Origin of the sequence: Kitasatospora sp. NPDC056531 (assembly GCF_042794375.1) — a bacterium.
Lineage (GTDB): Bacteria > Actinomycetota > Actinomycetes > Streptomycetales > Streptomycetaceae > Kitasatospora.
In genome coordinates this window covers 1-15,359 of record NZ_JBHTTU010000060.1, presented here as the reverse complement: position 1 = coordinate 15,359, position 15,359 = coordinate 1, and the positions used below count along the sequence as shown (strand labels likewise).

Genomic DNA, 15,359 nt, shown 5'->3' with positions numbered 1-15,359 from the left:
TGCTGGGTCATGGGAAGGTGGGTGGGGCGTCCCGCTGGTAGCCGATGGTGCCCGCGGGGGGCTACTCGTCGGCGGAGACGACGCCGCCGGTCTTGATGTGCCGGGCGGGGTTGGCGTCGTCGGCGAGCAACTCGGCGATCTCGGTCATAGGCCTGCTGCCCTCGAACTTCACCATCCCGGGCGACACCCCCAGGCGCGGGGCGGTGGTGAGGGTGCCGTCGGTCTTGGTGAGGATGTCGAGGGCGCCGGGGCCGGGGGCGGCGAAGACGGCGCAGTCGGAGAGCACGGCGAAGGCGTGCAGGCCGGTGTCGGCGGCCATCTTGCGGAGTTTGCGGTGGAGGTTGACGGTGGCGGTGTCGATGACGAGGGCGCGCATCAGCGCGTCCCAGGTCGGGCGTTCCAGCGCGGCCCAGCGCTCGCCGGGTTTGTAGCCGCGGCCGACCGCTCACTGGCCAACTGAAGTGCTCAGTCACAGGAGAGGCCGCACCGGGTCCCACTCGGGGATCCAGCCGCGGACCTCGAGGTAGGCGATGTCTGCGTCCTCGACGGCGCGGCCGGTCTCCACCAGCCAGGCCCGCATCGCCTCGGTGACGTCGCCGTGGTGATCGGCGACCCGCTGGGACCACTCGTCGGCGTCGAACCCGCCGGTGCTGGCGGAGCCGTAGGTGCGTTCCTCGGTGCCGTCGGCGCGGGGGATGAAGCCGCGTCGGATGCCGCCGGAGTCCTGCTCCGAGCCCGCGCTGTAGACGTACTGGTTGGCCTTCATCCGGACGGTGAAGGCGAGGCGGCCACCGGCCTGGCCGGTCTCATGCACCACCGGGGCGAGGTGGCTCGCGCCGGACTTGATGGCCTGCTTCCCGGCTTGGCCAGCCATCGACTCGCCGGGCTTGCCGACGGTGTCCTTGCCCCGCCCCCGGGCTTTCTGCCCGGTCTTCGTGCGGCGCCGCTCCACGTTCTCCCGGGCGACGGCGCCGAGCGCCTCGGGGTCACGTTCCCCGCCGCGCACCGCCCGTACGACCTGGCGCAGCGCGGCAACGAACGCCTTGCCCTTGCCCTTGGTGAAGAACTGGGAGACGAGGCTCGCGTCGCGGCCCAGCATCCTGGCGACCTGGCGCTTGGTGTAGCCCTGGTCGATCAGCTCCTGGGTCAGGCGCGCGGCCTCATTCGGGTTCTGCGGATCGCCCGGGCTCACTGGTCAGCTCCCATCTGGGCGAGTTCGGCGCGGTCCAGGCCGCGCAGCTTGAGGTACTCCTCCTGGCTGGTCGGATGCGGCACCGGGCCGGTCAGGTGGCCCTTGAGGAGGTAGTCGCCGGGCTCGCCGCGGTAGGGCCAGGGCTGGCGCTCGGTCAGCGCGATGCCGTCCGTGCCGAAGTAGACGACGGTGCCGGGCTTCGCATGCAGGGCACCGGCGTAGCCGGCCGGTGGCTGGCTCGGCGGCGGGGCGGGTCAGCGCCAGGGCAACCGCTACGGCAGGCTCGGCGACCGGCTCAACCACGGGTGTCGGACCAGGCACAGCGGCGGCCTGGTCGTCGGTCTTGGCGGCGCGGACGGCCGCCGGGGTCGGGTCCAGCAGCGGGGCGATCCGCACCACGTCGCCGACCGACAGCCCGGAGGCCTTCGCGATGGCCGGTGCCTGGGCGCCCTCGTACCCCGCGAGCCCGCATCACCATCGATCCCGCGAGCTGAAGAGGAGGGGATCCCGACCGCCGGGGACGGCTCTTCTCCCGGGGCTCGGGGTACTGGACGTGAGTGAGTGATGTCGGTGCCGTTCGTCTGGCGGTCGGGCGGGGAAACCGTCGTCGCCCCGGCATAGACTGCCGAGGTGGAACGGACGACCCCGGGGCCCGGGCCGGTGCTGCCGGAGCTGCCGCTGCAGGAGCTGGAGTGCTTCTCCGTCCTCGTGCACCAGTTGCACTTCGGGCGGACGGCGGAGGTGCTCGGTGTCTCGCAGGGCCGGGTGTCCCAGCTGATCAAGCGGCTGGAGGGCCGCATCGGGGCGCCGGTGTTCGAACGGACCAGTCGGCGGGTGGAGTTGACCGAGCTGGGGCGCGGACTGGCGGAGCAGGTGGTGCCCGCGTTCGAGCGACTGCGGGCAGGGTACGAGGACGCCCGCTCGCGCGCCGCCGCCGCGGACCGGCCGTTGCGCCTCGGCTTCCAGTGCGCGGTGTACGAGCCGGTGGCGCGGGCGATCGGGCGGCTGCCGGAGGGGGTGGCGCAGCTGGTGGAGCTGCCCTGGGGGGATCCGTTCTCGCACCTGGGCCGGGCCGAGGTCGATCTGGCGATCGTGCTCGCCCCGTGCCGGGAGCCGGGGTTGGAGGTGCTGCTGGAGTTCTCCCGGCAGCCGGTGTTCGTGGCGGTGGCCGCCGCGCGCCGCCCGGCCGGGGAGGTCGGTGTGTCCGCGGAGGAGCTGGCCGCGCTGCCGCTGATCGAGCCGCGCGGTCCGGCGCCCGAGTACTGGCGGCTCGCCAACGCCCCGCGGCGGACGGCGAGCGGGCGGGAACTGGCCTACCCGGCGAGTGCGGCCACCGTTCAGGAGGGGCTCACGATGGTGGCCAGCACCCGCCGGGGGCTGTTGCTGTGCGAGGGCAGCACGCGGTACGTCCAGCGTCCGGACATCCGCTACCTGCCGGTGCAGGGGCTGGATCCGACCGCGCTGCAGGTGGTGCAGAGCGAGCGTCGGCCGCACCCGCTGGCGGGCCCGTTCGTCGGGCTGCTGCTGGCAGAGGTCAGCTGACGGAACCGCCGCCCGGGCGGGTGAGCGCGGTGAGCAGGAGTCCGGCGGCCGTCAGCCCCGCCGCCGTGACCAGGACGGCGTGGTTGCCGGCCCGGTCGACGACCTGTCCGCCGGCGAGGGAACCCAGTGCGATGCTCGCGTTGAACACGCCCGCCCAGACGGCCGCCGAGGCCTCGATCCGGGTCGGGTCGGCGGTGCGGACCCAGGTCTGGGTGGAGACGGAGACCCCGCCGTACGAGGCGCCCCAGACGACCAGGGTGAGCAGCACCGTGACGACGCCGCCGGTGGCGAGCGGCAGCAGGACGGCGGCCAGGGTGACGCCGGAGAGGGCGATCGCGACGGCGGTCTTGGGCCGGCGGCCGGAGAGCGGGCCGAGGGTGAAGTTGCCGGCGACTCCGGCCAGTCCGTACACCAGCAGGCAGGTGGCGATGACGCCGCTGCTCAGGCCCGCGTCGGTTTCGAGGACCGGGCGGACGTAGGTGTAGCTGGCGAAGTGGCCGAGCACGACGAGGGCGGTGATGGCGGTCCCGGCGGCGACGCCCCGGTTGCGCAGGGCGTCGGTGAGGCCGCCGAGGCTCCGGCGCTCGGTGACCGGCAGCGCGGGCAGGGTGGCGGCGAGCACGGCGGCGCAGACGGCGCCGAGCAGGGCGAGCGCCCAGTACGCGGCGCGCCAGTCGAGCAGGGCGGCGAGGTAGGTGCCCAGCGGGACGCCCAGGACCGAGGCGATGGAGACGCCGGAGAAGATCAGTGTCATGGCGAGGGCGGTGCGCGGGCCGTCGGCGAGGCGGGGGCCGAGGCCTGCGGCCAGGCCCCAGACGATGCCCATCGCGGCGCCGAGCAGGATCCGGCCGACGGCCAGGACCGGGAAGTTCGGGGAGAGGGCGGTGATCGCGTTGGCGAGGCCGAGCAGCAGCATGAAGGCGATCAGGACGGCTCTGCGGTCGCGCAGCCCGACGAGTACCGGGGTGAGAGGCGAGAGGACGGCGGCGATGAGGCCGGTGATGGTGAGGGCGAGGCCGGTGGTGCCGTCCGAGACGCCGAGGCTGTGGGACATGGGAGTAAGCAGGCCGACCGGCATCATCTCCGAGGACACCACCGTGAAGGTGGCCAGGGCGACCGCGAGGACCGGTGACCAGCGGTGAGCAGGGGGCGAGCTGGCCGGGGGCGCGAGGGTTTGCGCATTCGTCATGTGGCCAGCCCACCAGTCGGCGGAAGGGCCGAACAAGATCGAATAGCTCATGGATCGATTAGCCTGGCTCATTGATACTGCCCGGTCGGCGGCCGTCACCAGAGCTTGTCGATCTCCCCCGGGTACAGCCGGATGCGGGAGTGTCGGAACGACGCTTGCGCTTGACGGCCCGTGGTCGAGAAGAAGTCCGCCATCGTGACCTTGTCGAAGCCGGGCTGGTCGCTGGGGAAAGGATCCTGCGGTGTTCCTCCGATGAGCACGGCTCCCGGAAGCACACGCCAACCGGCGCTCTCGTAGAACGCCTGCAGCGGACGGTCGCACGTGAACAAGCCCAGGTCCAGGCCCTGGGCGGCCATCGTCTCCCGCGCCGCCGTCACCAGCTGCCGGCCGTACCCACGACCACGCGCCTGCTTGCTCGTCACCACCGCGCTCAGCCCGCCAGCAGAAAAACGCCGGCCGGCATGGACGATCCCCTTGAACAGGATGTCCAGCGCGGCCAGGACCGTTCCCTCGTCCGCGAGCAGCATCGACAACGGCCGCAACGCCGGATCGTGGGTGGTCGCGCCAGCGGGAACGTCCGAGACGCGCTCGGACGGCCAGGCCTGCTCCTGGATCTCCCTCACCTGCACACGCAGGTCGGCAGGGGTGGCCACTTCTGGAAACGACAAGATCTGCACGCGCCGATTGTGCTCAGGTGCCGCACCAGCGCAAGGGATTTAGACCGACGACTGCGGATCGCTCGTGCCGCGGCGAGCAGCACGCAGCGCTACCGGGGCGGGGCTGCGACGGAACCAGGTGCGGCACCGAGGGCTGCCACCACTCGACCAACCCATGAACCCCCAGCCCGCCGACGAGACCCACCACCGAACCACCGCCCCGCCACAGGCGTCGGCCGGTTGACGTCAGCCGGTACTGGTCTATGTGCGGACTCATTCGGCCCGGGACCATCGGTACCGGGTCCGTCTTCCTGGGCTGCTTCGCCCACTCCCACCGCACGGCGCCGCAACCAGTCAGTGGATTCGCCAGAGTCATTGAGCGTTTTCTAACCTGAAGTTGCAGGTCACGGGGCTGGCGTGAGGCAGGGGCGGGGTGCTCGTGCCGGTTGGAGGCGTGATCGCCAGCAGGTGATCGTCCGTCATGTGGCCGGTTCGTCGGAATCGCGACGCCCGGCTCTCGCAGCCCCCACGCTCCGGAGGGACGTTGCGGGGTGGAGCTGCTGGTGTGGGTGATGGAGCGGCGGATCGTGCTGTCCGATCGCGCCAAGCGACTGCGCAAGGAACTCGCCGAGATCGAGGCCGAGGTGGTCCGGCTGGAGGCAGCGGAGGTCCAGCCACTCTTCCCCACTGCGGTTGCTCACCGACCCCCAGGATCTATCTCTGCCCGCGTGGTGCGAGATTACGATCGAACAGTCCTATGGACCAGGGAGCCAGTCCGGCATCGCCGTTGCCCGTCTCCCGCAGGTGGATGCGCGGGGATACACTCTGTCCCCAGCTTGGCAATGCAGTTCACGCGGCGCGGGAGACCGGAGGGGCGTGATCGTCGTGGCGGAGAGCGAATCCAGCGAGCGCGTTCGCATCTGGCTGGACGAGTCCCGGGTCTACCTGTCCACGCCTTCGAACTGCGTCCCCACCCCGGAACCGCTACCCCATCACATCATGGTCTTCCGGAGCCGGCACACCCGGGAGGCGGTACTGCTCTCCTGCACCGAGGCGCAGCGCGACCGATGGGACGCCGGGGCGCGCACGTACTGCGACACGGCGTCCCGTGCGGTCATCAGGCTGAGCCGAGCACACGGCGAGGACATCTCGGTCGACCTGTACACCGGGCCGTTTACTTCGCGGACCAGGTGGATCCGGGGAGAGCCGCTTTCCTGGCGAGCTCGACGGCTCTTGCGTGCGGTGCGTTCGAAGAGAGCGCAACGCGCCTTTCGGGCTGCCTTGGAGCAGGCCGCGGAGGCGTACCGCCCGGTGCGCGAGGAGTTGGAGCCGCTGTACGCCGCTGCTCTGGCGGAGCAGCGGGCGGCTGAGGAGGCCCGCCGGCGCGCGGAGGAGCGGTTGCGCGAAGCCGTGCGGCCGGTCGCGGATCGGCGGTGCTGGGTCTGCGTTCAGGGTCACGGCCATTCCACCGTCGCCATCCGGCACGTCGCGGACTCGCCCCAGCCCTCGGGCGAGCCACTGACTGCCTACGAGCTGGAGGACGCTCTGCTGACGCTCCATCGCGCAGCTGGCCGCTCGCTCCAGGTCGAATGGGACCCTGACAGTCGGTCTGAAACCATCAGGGAGTGCCAGGAGTTGGGTATCAGCATCTCGTTCGGCGGATGGTGGGACGCGGTGACCCGATCCTCCTGGAAGGCCGGTCCCCATGGGCCCGTGCCGGCGGACTGGCAGCCTCCTGTCGCTGGCGGCAGCAGCAGCCGCTTCGGCGGTACCGGCATGGGTGGGACCGGTGGGTTCATCGGCGGGTTCGGCACCCATTGAGCCAATTTCATCCTGAAATCTGCAGGTCGCCAGGGCTGGTGTGATGCGGGGTGGGGGCGCTCGGGCCGGTCGCGACTTTGATCGCCGTCTGGTGATCGCCCGTCAGCGGGAGACCTCGGCGTTGGTGAGGACGAGCAGGGCGCGTAGGAGGGCGGTGGCGTGCCTGGCGTTCATGCGGACCTTGGTGAGGATCCGCCAGTTCTTGAGGTCGGCGAAGCCGTGCTCGTTGGCGGCGCGTTCGCGGCTGACCAGCCGGTTCGCTTCCTTCTGTGCTTCGGCGAGCGGCTTGCCGCGGCTTGCCTTGCGGCCGGTGACGATCACGGGGTCGTCGGGGTCGTCGTCCAGCCCGACGAAGCCGCGGTCGGCCAGAGCGCCGAGACCGGCTTCGCGGAGCTTGGCACAGATTTTGTTGTGGCGTGTGGCGGTGACCTCGCTGGAGCGCCCCGGCTTCGCCGCCGAGATCCAGACCAGGTTGCCCTTCTCGTCGGTCAGCGCGAGGAACAGCAAGTCGTGGACCTTGTGTTTCCCGCTGTAGTTGGGCCGGTTCTCATCCCCGGTGCGGCGGCGGGTACGCACCAGCGTGCCGTCCAGCAGGACGACGACGCCACCCTTTCGGGTGATCTTCTTCAGGGCGCGGTCCAGTCGCGGGGCGCGGGCCGCGAGGAGATCGATCACTTCCAGCAGCCAGCGGCGCACGGTGGAGGCGGACACGTCGTTGCCGCCGGCCATGTCGCACAGCCGCTGGTCGTGCCGCAGGACCGCGAGCACGATGACGGCTATCTTCCCGGGCGAGAGCTTACGCCAACGCGAGCAGATCTTCTTCAGGTGGCCGCGGATCAGGTCGGCGACCATGTTCACGGTGGCGCTCGACAGCGACAGGCGGCACTGGTAGACAAGTCCCTCAGGGTCCTCGGCGGGGCTGGTGTTCTTTCGCATGGAATCCCCAACTCTCGCCGAGGGTCCATGAGTTACGGACGAATCCGGCCGCTTCGCGCGGCGGCGTCCGGCATCAGCGCAGGGTGTAGCGGCCCGCCGGGGTCCGCTGCAGCCAGCCCCGATCCGCCAAGCGCCGCAACTGGCCGCGCAGCGGTTCGACCTGTGCCGGCTGCACTCCCTTACCGAGCGCCAGCGCCACATCCCCTGCCTTGACCGCTCCATCGACCCCCTCGACGACGGTGAGGATCGCCTGGTAGTAGGCAGCACGCCGGCGTCCATACCTTCCTCGCGGTGCGGGACCAGCAGCATCCCGCCCGCCCCGGGAGTCGTCGTGACCCGCTCCAACTCCTCGGCGATGGCGGGGTCATCCGCCAGGCCAGCCCGCTGGGCGTCGGCGAACTGCCCGAACACCACCTCCGCGGCCTCCAGTCGTGCGACTTCGACGTCGAGTTCGGCGAGTTCCTTGCGTAGCTGCTCGGCGCGGTCGGCCAGCACCAGCCGCCGCTGCTTCACCCACGTCAACACGTCCACCACCTGCGGCTCCTCCCACCCCGACTCCTTGGGGAGAGTAGGAGGCCGCGGCGGACCAGCGTCTGGAAACGGGCGAACCGGCCGCACGGCAAACGATCTCCTGCTAGCGATCACGTCCCCGACCGGCCCGAGCACACCACCCCCTGCCCACGCCAGCCCCGTGACCTGCGCTTTCAGGTTGGCAACCGCTCAATGGTGAGCTGTGACACGTTAGTTGGAACTTGGTCACGACTGTTGGAACCGGAGCGCTGGTCGGATGTCGATGGGGCGGGGTCGGCGGCGGCCGTCAGGGCACTACGCTGCACGCGTGATCGAGCATTCGAACGTCAGTCTCGCCGACCTTCTCGACCGCCGTGCGGACGGGCACGAGCCCGCGCCGGAGGCGGTGCTCGCCGCGCTGTTCGAGGGCGGGGCGTTCGTTCCCGTCACCGACACCGGATCGGTGATGTTCCTCCCCGACGACAAGCAGCCGCCCACGCTGCTCGGGTTCACCGACGCGGCGCTCGGCACGCAGCTGCTGCCGGAGGCCGCGGGGATGGTGCACTGCGACGCGGCGCGGCTGAGGGACATCCTGGAGAAGACCGGCGTCGCCCGACTCGGGGTCCGCTCCGGGAACGGGCAGGCGATCTTCCCGGAGCAGGTACTGCGGGACTGGGCGGCCTACGGGCCCGGGGCGGAGATGAAGCGCGACTGGTCCAACGACCCGGTGGCGGTCGCCCTGCGCGACGCAGTGGCTAGGCGGATCCGCGAGTTCCCCGCCATCCGCTCGGTGTGGGTCGCCCAGGTCCGGTGGCGGGCCAGCGGCGAGGAACAGCTGCTGCTGCACGTGGCCGTGGACGAGGAGCTGCCCTCGGCCTCCGCGACCCGCCTGACACAGCTCCTGCTCCGCGAGGAGGTGGAGCTCGGCCCAAGGCACTCGAAGGTCGGGATGCTCGCCCTGAACACCACCACCCACGCCGACACCATCGCCCAACTGGACCGGGAGGGCCTGGACACGGTGCGCCACGACGTCGGGTCGGGCCAGGTCCACGTGATCTCCCGCGAGTACGACGACCCGGCGGTGGTCCTGGCGAACGGGGCCGCGACCCAGCCCCGGGCCAAGCGCCGCTGGTTCGGCCGCTCCTGACAGGGTGCCGCCAGGCGCTCTCCTGCGGATTCCGCCGGTTCCAACACGAATGGCAGGCCACCACGGGTTGCAAGAAGCATGACCAGGTGGTTCCGACAAGCGTGTCCCACAAGGTCAGAATCGCCAGGTCAGCACACCACTCTGGTTCCAACTATCGTGTCCCAGCTCAAATGGAGGCGCCAGCCCTTGCACCAAAGGAGGCTGGGCGGGGAAAACACCAGGACGAGACACCGTGGCAGGGCCTCGTCGCCCGCCTGGTGGAGGTGGTGCGGGAGGTAAGGGCCTTGGACGCTCGCGAGGGGGTCACCACCAAGGTCCACCTGAGTGCGGAAGGCCGCTGCCGCCCGCTGTCCCTGATCATCACACCAGGGCAGCGGGCGGACTGCACGCAGTTCGAGCCGGTGCTGGAGAAGCTCCGTGTCCCGCGGATCGGGCCGGGCAGGCCCCGCAAGAAGCCCGACAGTCTGGCCGCCGACAAGGCGTACAGCAACGGGCCGTGCCGCGACTACCTGCGCAGACGCGGCATCCGACACACGATCCCGGAGAAGACCGACAGCCAGGCCGCCCGCCTGCGCAAGGGATCGCGCGGAGGGCGGCCACCGGCATTCGACCTGGAGCAGTACAAGAACCGGAACACCGTCGAACGGGCCATCAACAAGCTCAAGCACGCCAGAGCAGTCGCAACCCGATACAACAAACGCGGATACGTCTACCTCGGAACCGTCACCGCGGCCGCCCTCGTCATCTGGCTCCGCACATGATCGACCGGACAAGTCCTAGCCGCCGTGGCCCGGCGTGGGAGCTCCCGGCCGGGTGCGGGCGGCAGCCCGATCCGAGCCAGGTCGGTACGTTCGGCGTCGGGCGCATCGAGGGACTTCGCGTGCTTGGCCGCATCGACGGAACCGGGTCCGTGGATGGTGAGTTCGAAGTCCTGGTGCGCCTTGGCGTCCGGCGCGAACGGCAGGCGGATCCGCCCGTCCGCGACCAGACGGCGCACCTCGGCCCGGCTCAGGCCGAGACCGAGCTGGAGCAGCCGCTCCGCCCGGACCGGCGCGGGCAGCTCGAAGCGCACCTGCACCGAGAGCGGGTTCGGGTCGTCGAGCGCGTACAGCGGCATGCGGGTCTCCAGCTCCCACGTCCCGGTCCAGTCGATCCGGTACCGGTTCTTCGCCGCGAGCGACACGCTCATCACCAACTCCCGTACCGCTGCGGGGTCGTTGATCTCGTACGCCACCAGCCGGGCCGGCTCCAGCGTCGAGACGTGGACGCGCTCGTGGACGGGCACCTTCGAGGTCCGGTCGCACGTCGCGCAGCTCAGCAGCAGCCAGACGTCGAGCAGCTTGCCGTTCGCGTTGACACGGATCTTCCCCGAGGCGCGGTGCCGCATGCCGGGGCAGTCCGGGCAGGACCGGACGACGGTGGGCAGGGCGGACTGACGCACGGCCCACAGGGCCTTGCGGTCGGTATTCATGTGTGTTGGGTGCTTTCAGGACTCAGCAGGAGGGCATGCCGAACTCACTCGGCGGCTCCCGCTCTCTGACGGATGCTCACGAGGGGCGCGACCCATCGCCCCGGGGCCGGGTCGTCAGGCTCCGAGGTCGATCGCGCGACAGGTACGTACTACGTGGCAGTCATCAAAAGTCCATGCGGGAGATCATGATCGAGACGGCGGCCCGCGACAACCGAATTTCCCCGTGCCCTCGGCCAGCGGTCGCGCGCAGCCCCGCCCACCTCCCGCACCACCTCCACCAGGCGGGCGACGAGGCCCTGCCACGGTGTCTCGTCCTGGTGTTTTCCCCGCCCAGCCCCCTTTGGTGCAAGGGCTGGTGGCGGATCGGCACGGGCGCCGGCCGCATGCTGGTGGGCGCGGACGATGGTGGAGTCGACTGCGATGTTCCAGTCGATGTCGCCGGCCGCGTCCGCTTCGGCCTGGACCTGCTGGAGCAGGCGCTCCCAGGTCCCGTCGGCCGACCGCAGCCAGTGGCGTTCGTAAACCGTACGGCGGCCTGCCAGGCGCTGATGAACAGGGCGTTCGGCATCAGCCACACCACGCGCTGGATCAGGCGCTCCAGGTCGCGGTGGGTGCGGTCGCCGGTGGCCGCCGCCGCAGGTGAGCGAGCGGCGGCCTGGGTGCGGGAGCTGGCCCGCCGACAGCCAGTCGAGATGCACGGGCGGGTGCTGGCGCTGACCGCCGAGGCGATCGAGCAAACCTGCACTCGCGAGATCATCCCCGGCAACGACGCCGACCTCACCGCCGAGCTGCGCTACCGCCTGGACGGCAGCGTGCTGCTCGGCGCGACCAACCTGGAGACCGTCCCCGAGCTCACCGGCGGGGAGCGGATCGCCCTGGCTGCCGTGGCCGCGCTGGCCGTGGCCATGCCGGGCACCGCGCCGACCCGGTACGAGCGCGAGCTGCCCCACCCCGCCCAGGTGATGGACAACGCGGTCGCCGCCGGCCGCGCCGCCGCACCCGGCCGGTGAACCCCGGCACCGGACAGCGGCCCGGCCGGGCCCGCCGCGCGCTCGGCCCCGGCACAGACCGGGTCCTGGCCGACACCGTCCGCGCGCCCCGCACCCCGCCCCCGTGGTCACCGACCGCCGTCGACACCGCGCTGCGCACCTTGCTGGACGCCTTCCAGCAGACCACCGAGCCGTGGCGGGACGCCTTCGAGGGCCTGGACGAGGACGTCCTCGCCGAGGCCGCGCAGGACCGGCCGCTGCCCGAGTGGGCCGCCGACGCCGGCCGCACCGAGGACGTCCGCTGGCGCCGGGCCCGCCAGGCGCTGATCGAGGCCGTCGCCCGCCACCACCGCGGCCACCTGCCCGCCGGGCCGCCGGACGACCGGCCGTGGTGATCACCGCCGCCCGGCACGCGGGAGAATGAGCCGGGTGACCAGCACCCAGCCCCTGCCCCGCGGCATCAGCGCCCTGATCCCCGACGCCCGCGCCAAGGCCACGCCCGGCGAGAAGGCCGCCGCCCAGCTCCTGCACCTGCGCACCGCGACCGTCCCGGTGCCGGTCCTCGCCGCGGCCGCCGAACTGATCGCCCCGCAGCTCGAAGACCCCGACCCGGCCACCCGCGGCGCCGCCGGCGCCGTCCACGCCCGCCTGCTCGCCGCCATCGAGGACGCCGCACCCGACCAGTAGCCGGCCGACCGGGGCCGGATGTCCCAGCACTGTCGACAGAAGGACGACTCAGGAGGCGGACGGCTCGATCTCCCCCGCGAAGACGATGACCTGGTCGATGAGGCTCCGCCGCAGATGGACGACGTCCGTTCCCGCCAGGCGGGGGCCTCCATCCGGCGTGGTGAAGACCCACCGGTACCGGGCCCACTCGTCAGGCATGTCCACCGCTGAGCAGCGCGCCATCGTGCCGGTCCCCGCCGGGTGGCGCCGGATGTCCAGCACGAACCGCTCGACCGCCGCGATTCCTTCGCTGCGACCCAACGGCCCCCAGAAGACCACGTCTGAGGTCAGGGCCTGGGAGAGCAGGGCAGTCACATAGCTGTCGTCCGAGGCGTTAAACGCGGAGATGAACGTGTCGATCGCGGAGCGTGCCGTCTCTTCCTGCATGCCCCAGTAATACCAGCCGTTGCGCGTGCGCTCGTCCCGCGAGCCGCCTTCCGATCACGGTGGACCATCCCGGGTCGGGTAGCCGGAGGGAGTCTCACCCTCCGGCTCCCACAGATCCGTACGTGACAGTCTCCCGTCATACGGCTCTTGTCGTCCTGATCGTCAGCCCGTGAAAGCGTGAGTGGTCCATCTCCAATGCACGAACAGGCGAGGGTTGCGTTGCGCCCCGGCCTGCAAGGCTTTGATGGCTTTCCTCAGCGCGCTCAACCGTACAGACTCGCCGCCCACCTGCGTGCTGCTGGCCTCGGCGCGATCGCCGACCTTGGCTTTGTCGGCCTCGACGACAGCGGCCCGGACGCCGACCCGACAGTGATCACCGGCTACAAGGCCGCCCGCAACCGGCCCCTGACCTGAGGACAGAGGCTGTCCAACAAGGCGCTGGCCGCGGTCCGGGCGCCGGTCGAGCACGGCTTCGCTCACCTGAAGAACTGGCGCGTCCTCGGCAAGGTCCGCACCGACCCGAAGTGGGCGACCGCGCTGGTGCGGGCCCTGCTGGTCCTGACGAACCGCGAAATCGCCCGGAACCGCCGTCACTCGGACCTGGTACTGGGTGTGTCCCGGTGCGTCGGTGGAGAGTACCTGACGCACCGGGGTCCGTGGTTTCAGCCGTGGTTCAGCAGGAGCCGCCGTTGCTGATCACGATCCCGGTGAGGGTGCCTCCGCCGCCCAGGTTGCCGTTCGGCGGGAGACAGTAGACGGTGCCGTTGGACAGCTGGAGGTGGGTGTAGTCCTGGTTCCGGGTGTTGACGACCCACCAGTCGGGTCCGTGGTTGGTGCTCTGGAAGTAGTCGGTGACGTCCTGGAACTCCGCGACGATCGGGTAGGACGCGTCCGGGCCGCCGTAGATGCACACGTACGGATACGGGCACCCGTACTGGCTGTCGGCGTGGGCGCTCGTGGCCCGGATCATCGCCTCGGAGGTGTCGGTGCGGGTCTCGTAGTCGCGGGCCAGGCGGCGTGAGTGCATCAGCCATGCGAACGTCCGTTCCACCAGCCACCTTTTCGGCAGCACCACGAAGCCCGTGGCGTCGTCGGTGCGTCGGACCACTGTCAGCGCGATCCGCAGGGCATCGCGGGCGAGGTCGACCAGGCGTCCGGTGTAGCCGCCGTCGGCCCACACCAGCGAGATGCGCCAGTGCCGCTCACGCAGCCGCTCCAGCAGAGTGCGGCCTGCCTCGCGGTCGGTGACGGATGCGGCTGTGACCATCACGGCCAGCAGCAGCCCGAGGGTGTCCACGACGATGTGCCTCTTGCGGCCGTTCACCTTCTTCCCGCCGTCGAACCCCCGGCTCGTGGCCGGCACCGACGCGGCCCCTTTCGCCGACTGCGCGTCGATGATCCCGGCGGTCGGCTCCGGATCACGGCCCGCCGTCTTGCGGACCCGGTCGCGCAGCCGGTCGTGGAACTCGGCGACCAGGCCCTTGTCCCGCCAGCGCCGGAAGAAGGCGTAGACGCGGTCCCATGCGGGGAAGTCCGCGGGCACCGCCCTCCAGGCGATGCCGCCCGCGACCAGGTAGCGCACCGCGTCGACCAGCTGCCGGTGGCAGTAGCTCTCCGGCTGTCCGCCGCGGCCTTCCAGTCAGGCGGGCACGGGCATCGCGTCGCGCACGACGGCCCACTCCGCGTCGGTCATGTCCGAGGGGTACCTCGGACGCCTGTGCGGCCGGTCCCCGGCGTTCCCGAACCGGTGAGCGAGGCAATCACACGACAGGGGTGCGGAGTTGGACGGCAACGCCACGGAGACGGAAGACTGCGGCACCAGGGCCTCCTGTTGCTCGGCTGGATTCGACACCCACGAGCTGTGCGGGAGGCCCCCACTTTCATGCCCTGCCGACCAGAAGATCACCCGACCGAGTCGGCAGACTCGAACTCACGCTCACCAAGATCGATAGAGCAACGGCTAGTCAGGGTGTTCACGTATTCTCTGAACTAGCGCTTGCTAGGGCCGTGTTGTGGGTAGAGTCGGGTCGGATTACTGGATGTCGGCTCTGGCCGGAGACTGCATGCGCCTGAGCGCATGGGGTGCCCAGTTTGCGTCGCCATCCAGCACGGTTCCCCTTGCGGGGCTCATCTGGAGGTCGACGCATGCCTGCGTGGCTGTCACGCCCTGTTCTCGTCGCATTGTTTGTGCTGCCTCTTCTGGCAGTCGTGCTGCTGTCCACACCGGCCTGGCTGACCTGGCCTTTCCTGCCGGCGCGGCGCCAGGAGGTCGTGTTGGCGGTCCTCGACCGCCTCGTCCGATGGACTCGGGTAGCGGTGCCGCGCGCTGGCGGCACCGCAGAGCAGGCCGTGGTCAAGTAGTTCGTGTCACGATCTCGCTGAACGAAGGCATGCCGAGGTCAACTGCTCGTCGGGCTTGCGCCGCTCGGGCGTCGAGTTGTGCGAGCTTGGCCTCGGCTCCGGCGAGGCTGACCCTGAGTCCTTCGACCTCGCCGAGCCAGCCCTCTCGTTCGGCTTCGGCAGTGCGGTCGAGCAGGTTGTCGCGGATGGCCACGATGCGGTGGCGCTGGTCGGGGTCGGGCCGCAGGAGGCTGCATCGCAGGCTTGCCTACGATGCCCAATGCACTGGCCCCGGACCCCTGCGCGATCTTGGTGGCTAATTTCAACTTCTAGGCTGTGAGGCTGAGTTGGAGTCTGGCGAGGTGGCTGTGGTTGGCGCGATCGAGGGGTCTGCCGTTCCACCAGGCGTGGAGTCGGATGAGGTTGAGGGCGGTGGCGCTGGTGGTGTGGTCG

General features: G+C 70.7%; 17 protein-coding genes and 3 pseudogenes. 10 read left to right on the top strand and 10 right to left on the bottom strand.

The window, feature by feature from the left end; all coding sequences use genetic code 11:
- Positions 1-61 precede the first annotated feature (61 nt).
- Both ACFQ87_RS33040 and ACFQ87_RS33035 read right to left on the bottom strand, forming a co-directional pair.
- Positions 62-376 carry a hypothetical protein gene (locus ACFQ87_RS33040; protein WP_380614577.1) on the bottom strand — a complete coding sequence of 105 codons (315 nt, stop codon included), beginning with the start codon at positions 374-376 and terminating at the stop codon, positions 62-64.
- A gap of 93 nt (positions 377-469) precedes the next feature.
- A complete protein-coding gene (locus ACFQ87_RS33035; protein ID WP_380614576.1) occupies positions 470-1,192 on the bottom strand; it encodes a helix-turn-helix domain containing protein in 723 nt (240 codons plus the stop codon).
- Between the two features lie 630 nt (positions 1,193-1,822).
- Between ACFQ87_RS33035 and ACFQ87_RS33030 the strand changes: the two genes are divergently transcribed.
- A complete protein-coding gene (locus tag ACFQ87_RS33030; RefSeq protein ID WP_380614575.1) occupies positions 1,823-2,734 on the top strand; it encodes a LysR family transcriptional regulator in 912 nt (303 codons plus the stop codon).
- Here the strand turns inward: ACFQ87_RS33030 and ACFQ87_RS33025 are convergent.
- Together ACFQ87_RS33025 and ACFQ87_RS33020 are read right to left on the bottom strand one after the other, a co-directional pair.
- The gene (locus ACFQ87_RS33025; RefSeq protein WP_380614574.1) at positions 2,727-3,923 is read right to left on the bottom strand and encodes an MFS transporter; all 1,197 of its coding nucleotides are present in this window, start codon (positions 3,921-3,923) and stop codon (positions 2,727-2,729) included. The genes ACFQ87_RS33030 and ACFQ87_RS33025 overlap by 8 nt on opposite strands.
- Positions 3,924-4,018: 95 nt before the next feature.
- Positions 4,019-4,600 (bottom strand): GNAT family N-acetyltransferase, encoded by a 582-nt coding sequence (locus ACFQ87_RS33020; RefSeq protein ID WP_380614573.1) that lies wholly within the window; start codon positions 4,598-4,600, stop codon positions 4,019-4,021.
- Between the two features lie 855 nt (positions 4,601-5,455).
- Here ACFQ87_RS33020 and ACFQ87_RS33015 point away from each other — a divergent pair.
- Positions 5,456-6,400 carry a hypothetical protein gene (locus tag ACFQ87_RS33015; protein ID WP_380614572.1) on the top strand — a complete coding sequence of 315 codons (945 nt, stop codon included), beginning with the start codon at positions 5,456-5,458 and terminating at the stop codon, positions 6,398-6,400.
- Positions 6,401-6,502: 102 nt separating this feature from the next.
- Here the strand turns inward: ACFQ87_RS33015 and ACFQ87_RS33010 are convergent, their stop codons facing one another.
- Positions 6,503-7,336: a transposase family protein gene (locus ACFQ87_RS33010; RefSeq protein WP_380614571.1), complete on the bottom strand. Its 834-nt coding sequence runs from the start codon at positions 7,334-7,336 to the stop codon at positions 6,503-6,505.
- A 291-nt stretch (positions 7,337-7,627) separates the two neighbouring features.
- On the opposite strand from ACFQ87_RS33010, the gene ACFQ87_RS33005 reads away from it, so the two are divergent.
- From ACFQ87_RS33005 to ACFQ87_RS32995, 3 genes and pseudogenes are all read left to right on the top strand, one after another.
- Complete coding sequence (locus tag ACFQ87_RS33005) at positions 7,628-7,807, top strand: hypothetical protein (protein WP_380614570.1); 180 nt, start codon at positions 7,628-7,630, stop codon at positions 7,805-7,807.
- 367 nt (positions 7,808-8,174) lie between these two features.
- Complete coding sequence (locus ACFQ87_RS33000) at positions 8,175-8,993, top strand: hypothetical protein (RefSeq protein ID WP_380614569.1); 819 nt, start codon at positions 8,175-8,177, stop codon at positions 8,991-8,993.
- Positions 8,994-9,270: 277 nt separating this feature from the next.
- Positions 9,271-9,754: pseudogene (locus ACFQ87_RS32995) on the top strand (IS5 family transposase); the annotation flags it as partial.
- Here ACFQ87_RS32995 and ACFQ87_RS32990 read toward each other — a convergent pair.
- The gene (locus ACFQ87_RS32990) at positions 9,703-10,464 is read right to left on the bottom strand and encodes a DUF1062 domain-containing protein (protein ID WP_380614568.1); all 762 of its coding nucleotides are present in this window, start codon (positions 10,462-10,464) and stop codon (positions 9,703-9,705) included. The pseudogene ACFQ87_RS32995 and the gene ACFQ87_RS32990 overlap by 52 nt on opposite strands.
- 368 nt (positions 10,465-10,832) lie before the next feature.
- A pseudogene (locus tag ACFQ87_RS32985) lies at positions 10,833-10,994 on the bottom strand (IS5/IS1182 family transposase); the annotation flags it as partial.
- A gap of 81 nt (positions 10,995-11,075) precedes the next feature.
- Between ACFQ87_RS32985 and ACFQ87_RS32980 the strand changes: the two are divergent.
- The 3 genes from ACFQ87_RS32980 to ACFQ87_RS32970 are packed head-to-tail and all read left to right on the top strand — an operon-like array spanning position 11,076 to position 12,140.
- Positions 11,076-11,474 (top strand): hypothetical protein, encoded by a 399-nt coding sequence (locus ACFQ87_RS32980; protein ID WP_380614567.1) that lies wholly within the window; start codon positions 11,076-11,078, stop codon positions 11,472-11,474.
- Entirely contained in the window at positions 11,471-11,848 is a 378-nt protein-coding gene (locus ACFQ87_RS32975) for a hypothetical protein (RefSeq protein WP_380614566.1), read from the top strand. Before ACFQ87_RS32980 ends, ACFQ87_RS32975 begins: the two co-directional genes overlap by 4 nt.
- Positions 11,849-11,882: 34 nt before the next feature.
- Positions 11,883-12,140: a hypothetical protein gene (locus ACFQ87_RS32970; protein WP_380614565.1), complete on the top strand. Its 258-nt coding sequence runs from the start codon at positions 11,883-11,885 to the stop codon at positions 12,138-12,140.
- A 48-nt stretch (positions 12,141-12,188) separates the two neighbouring features.
- Here the strand turns inward: ACFQ87_RS32970 and ACFQ87_RS32965 are convergent, their stop codons facing one another.
- Positions 12,189-12,566: a nuclear transport factor 2 family protein gene (locus ACFQ87_RS32965; RefSeq protein WP_380614564.1), complete on the bottom strand. Its 378-nt coding sequence runs from the start codon at positions 12,564-12,566 to the stop codon at positions 12,189-12,191.
- 276 nt (positions 12,567-12,842) lie between these two features.
- Here ACFQ87_RS32965 and ACFQ87_RS32960 point away from each other — a divergent pair.
- Positions 12,843-13,148 (top strand): annotated as a pseudogene (locus ACFQ87_RS32960) (transposase family protein); the annotation flags it as partial.
- Positions 13,149-13,239: 91 nt separating this feature from the next.
- Here the strand turns inward: ACFQ87_RS32960 and ACFQ87_RS32955 are convergent.
- On the bottom strand, positions 13,240-14,205 hold the full coding sequence (locus tag ACFQ87_RS32955; protein WP_380614606.1) for an IS5 family transposase: 966 nt from the start codon (positions 14,203-14,205) through the stop codon (positions 13,240-13,242).
- A 506-nt stretch (positions 14,206-14,711) separates the two neighbouring features.
- Between ACFQ87_RS32955 and ACFQ87_RS32950 the strand changes: the two genes are divergently transcribed.
- The gene (locus ACFQ87_RS32950) at positions 14,712-14,927 is read left to right on the top strand and encodes a hypothetical protein (RefSeq protein WP_380614563.1); all 216 of its coding nucleotides are present in this window, start codon (positions 14,712-14,714) and stop codon (positions 14,925-14,927) included.
- Here ACFQ87_RS32950 and ACFQ87_RS32945 read toward each other — a convergent pair.
- Positions 14,920-15,120 carry a hypothetical protein gene (locus tag ACFQ87_RS32945; protein WP_380614562.1) on the bottom strand — a complete coding sequence of 67 codons (201 nt, stop codon included), beginning with the start codon at positions 15,118-15,120 and terminating at the stop codon, positions 14,920-14,922. The genes ACFQ87_RS32950 and ACFQ87_RS32945 overlap by 8 nt on opposite strands.
- Positions 15,121-15,359 lie beyond the last annotated feature (239 nt).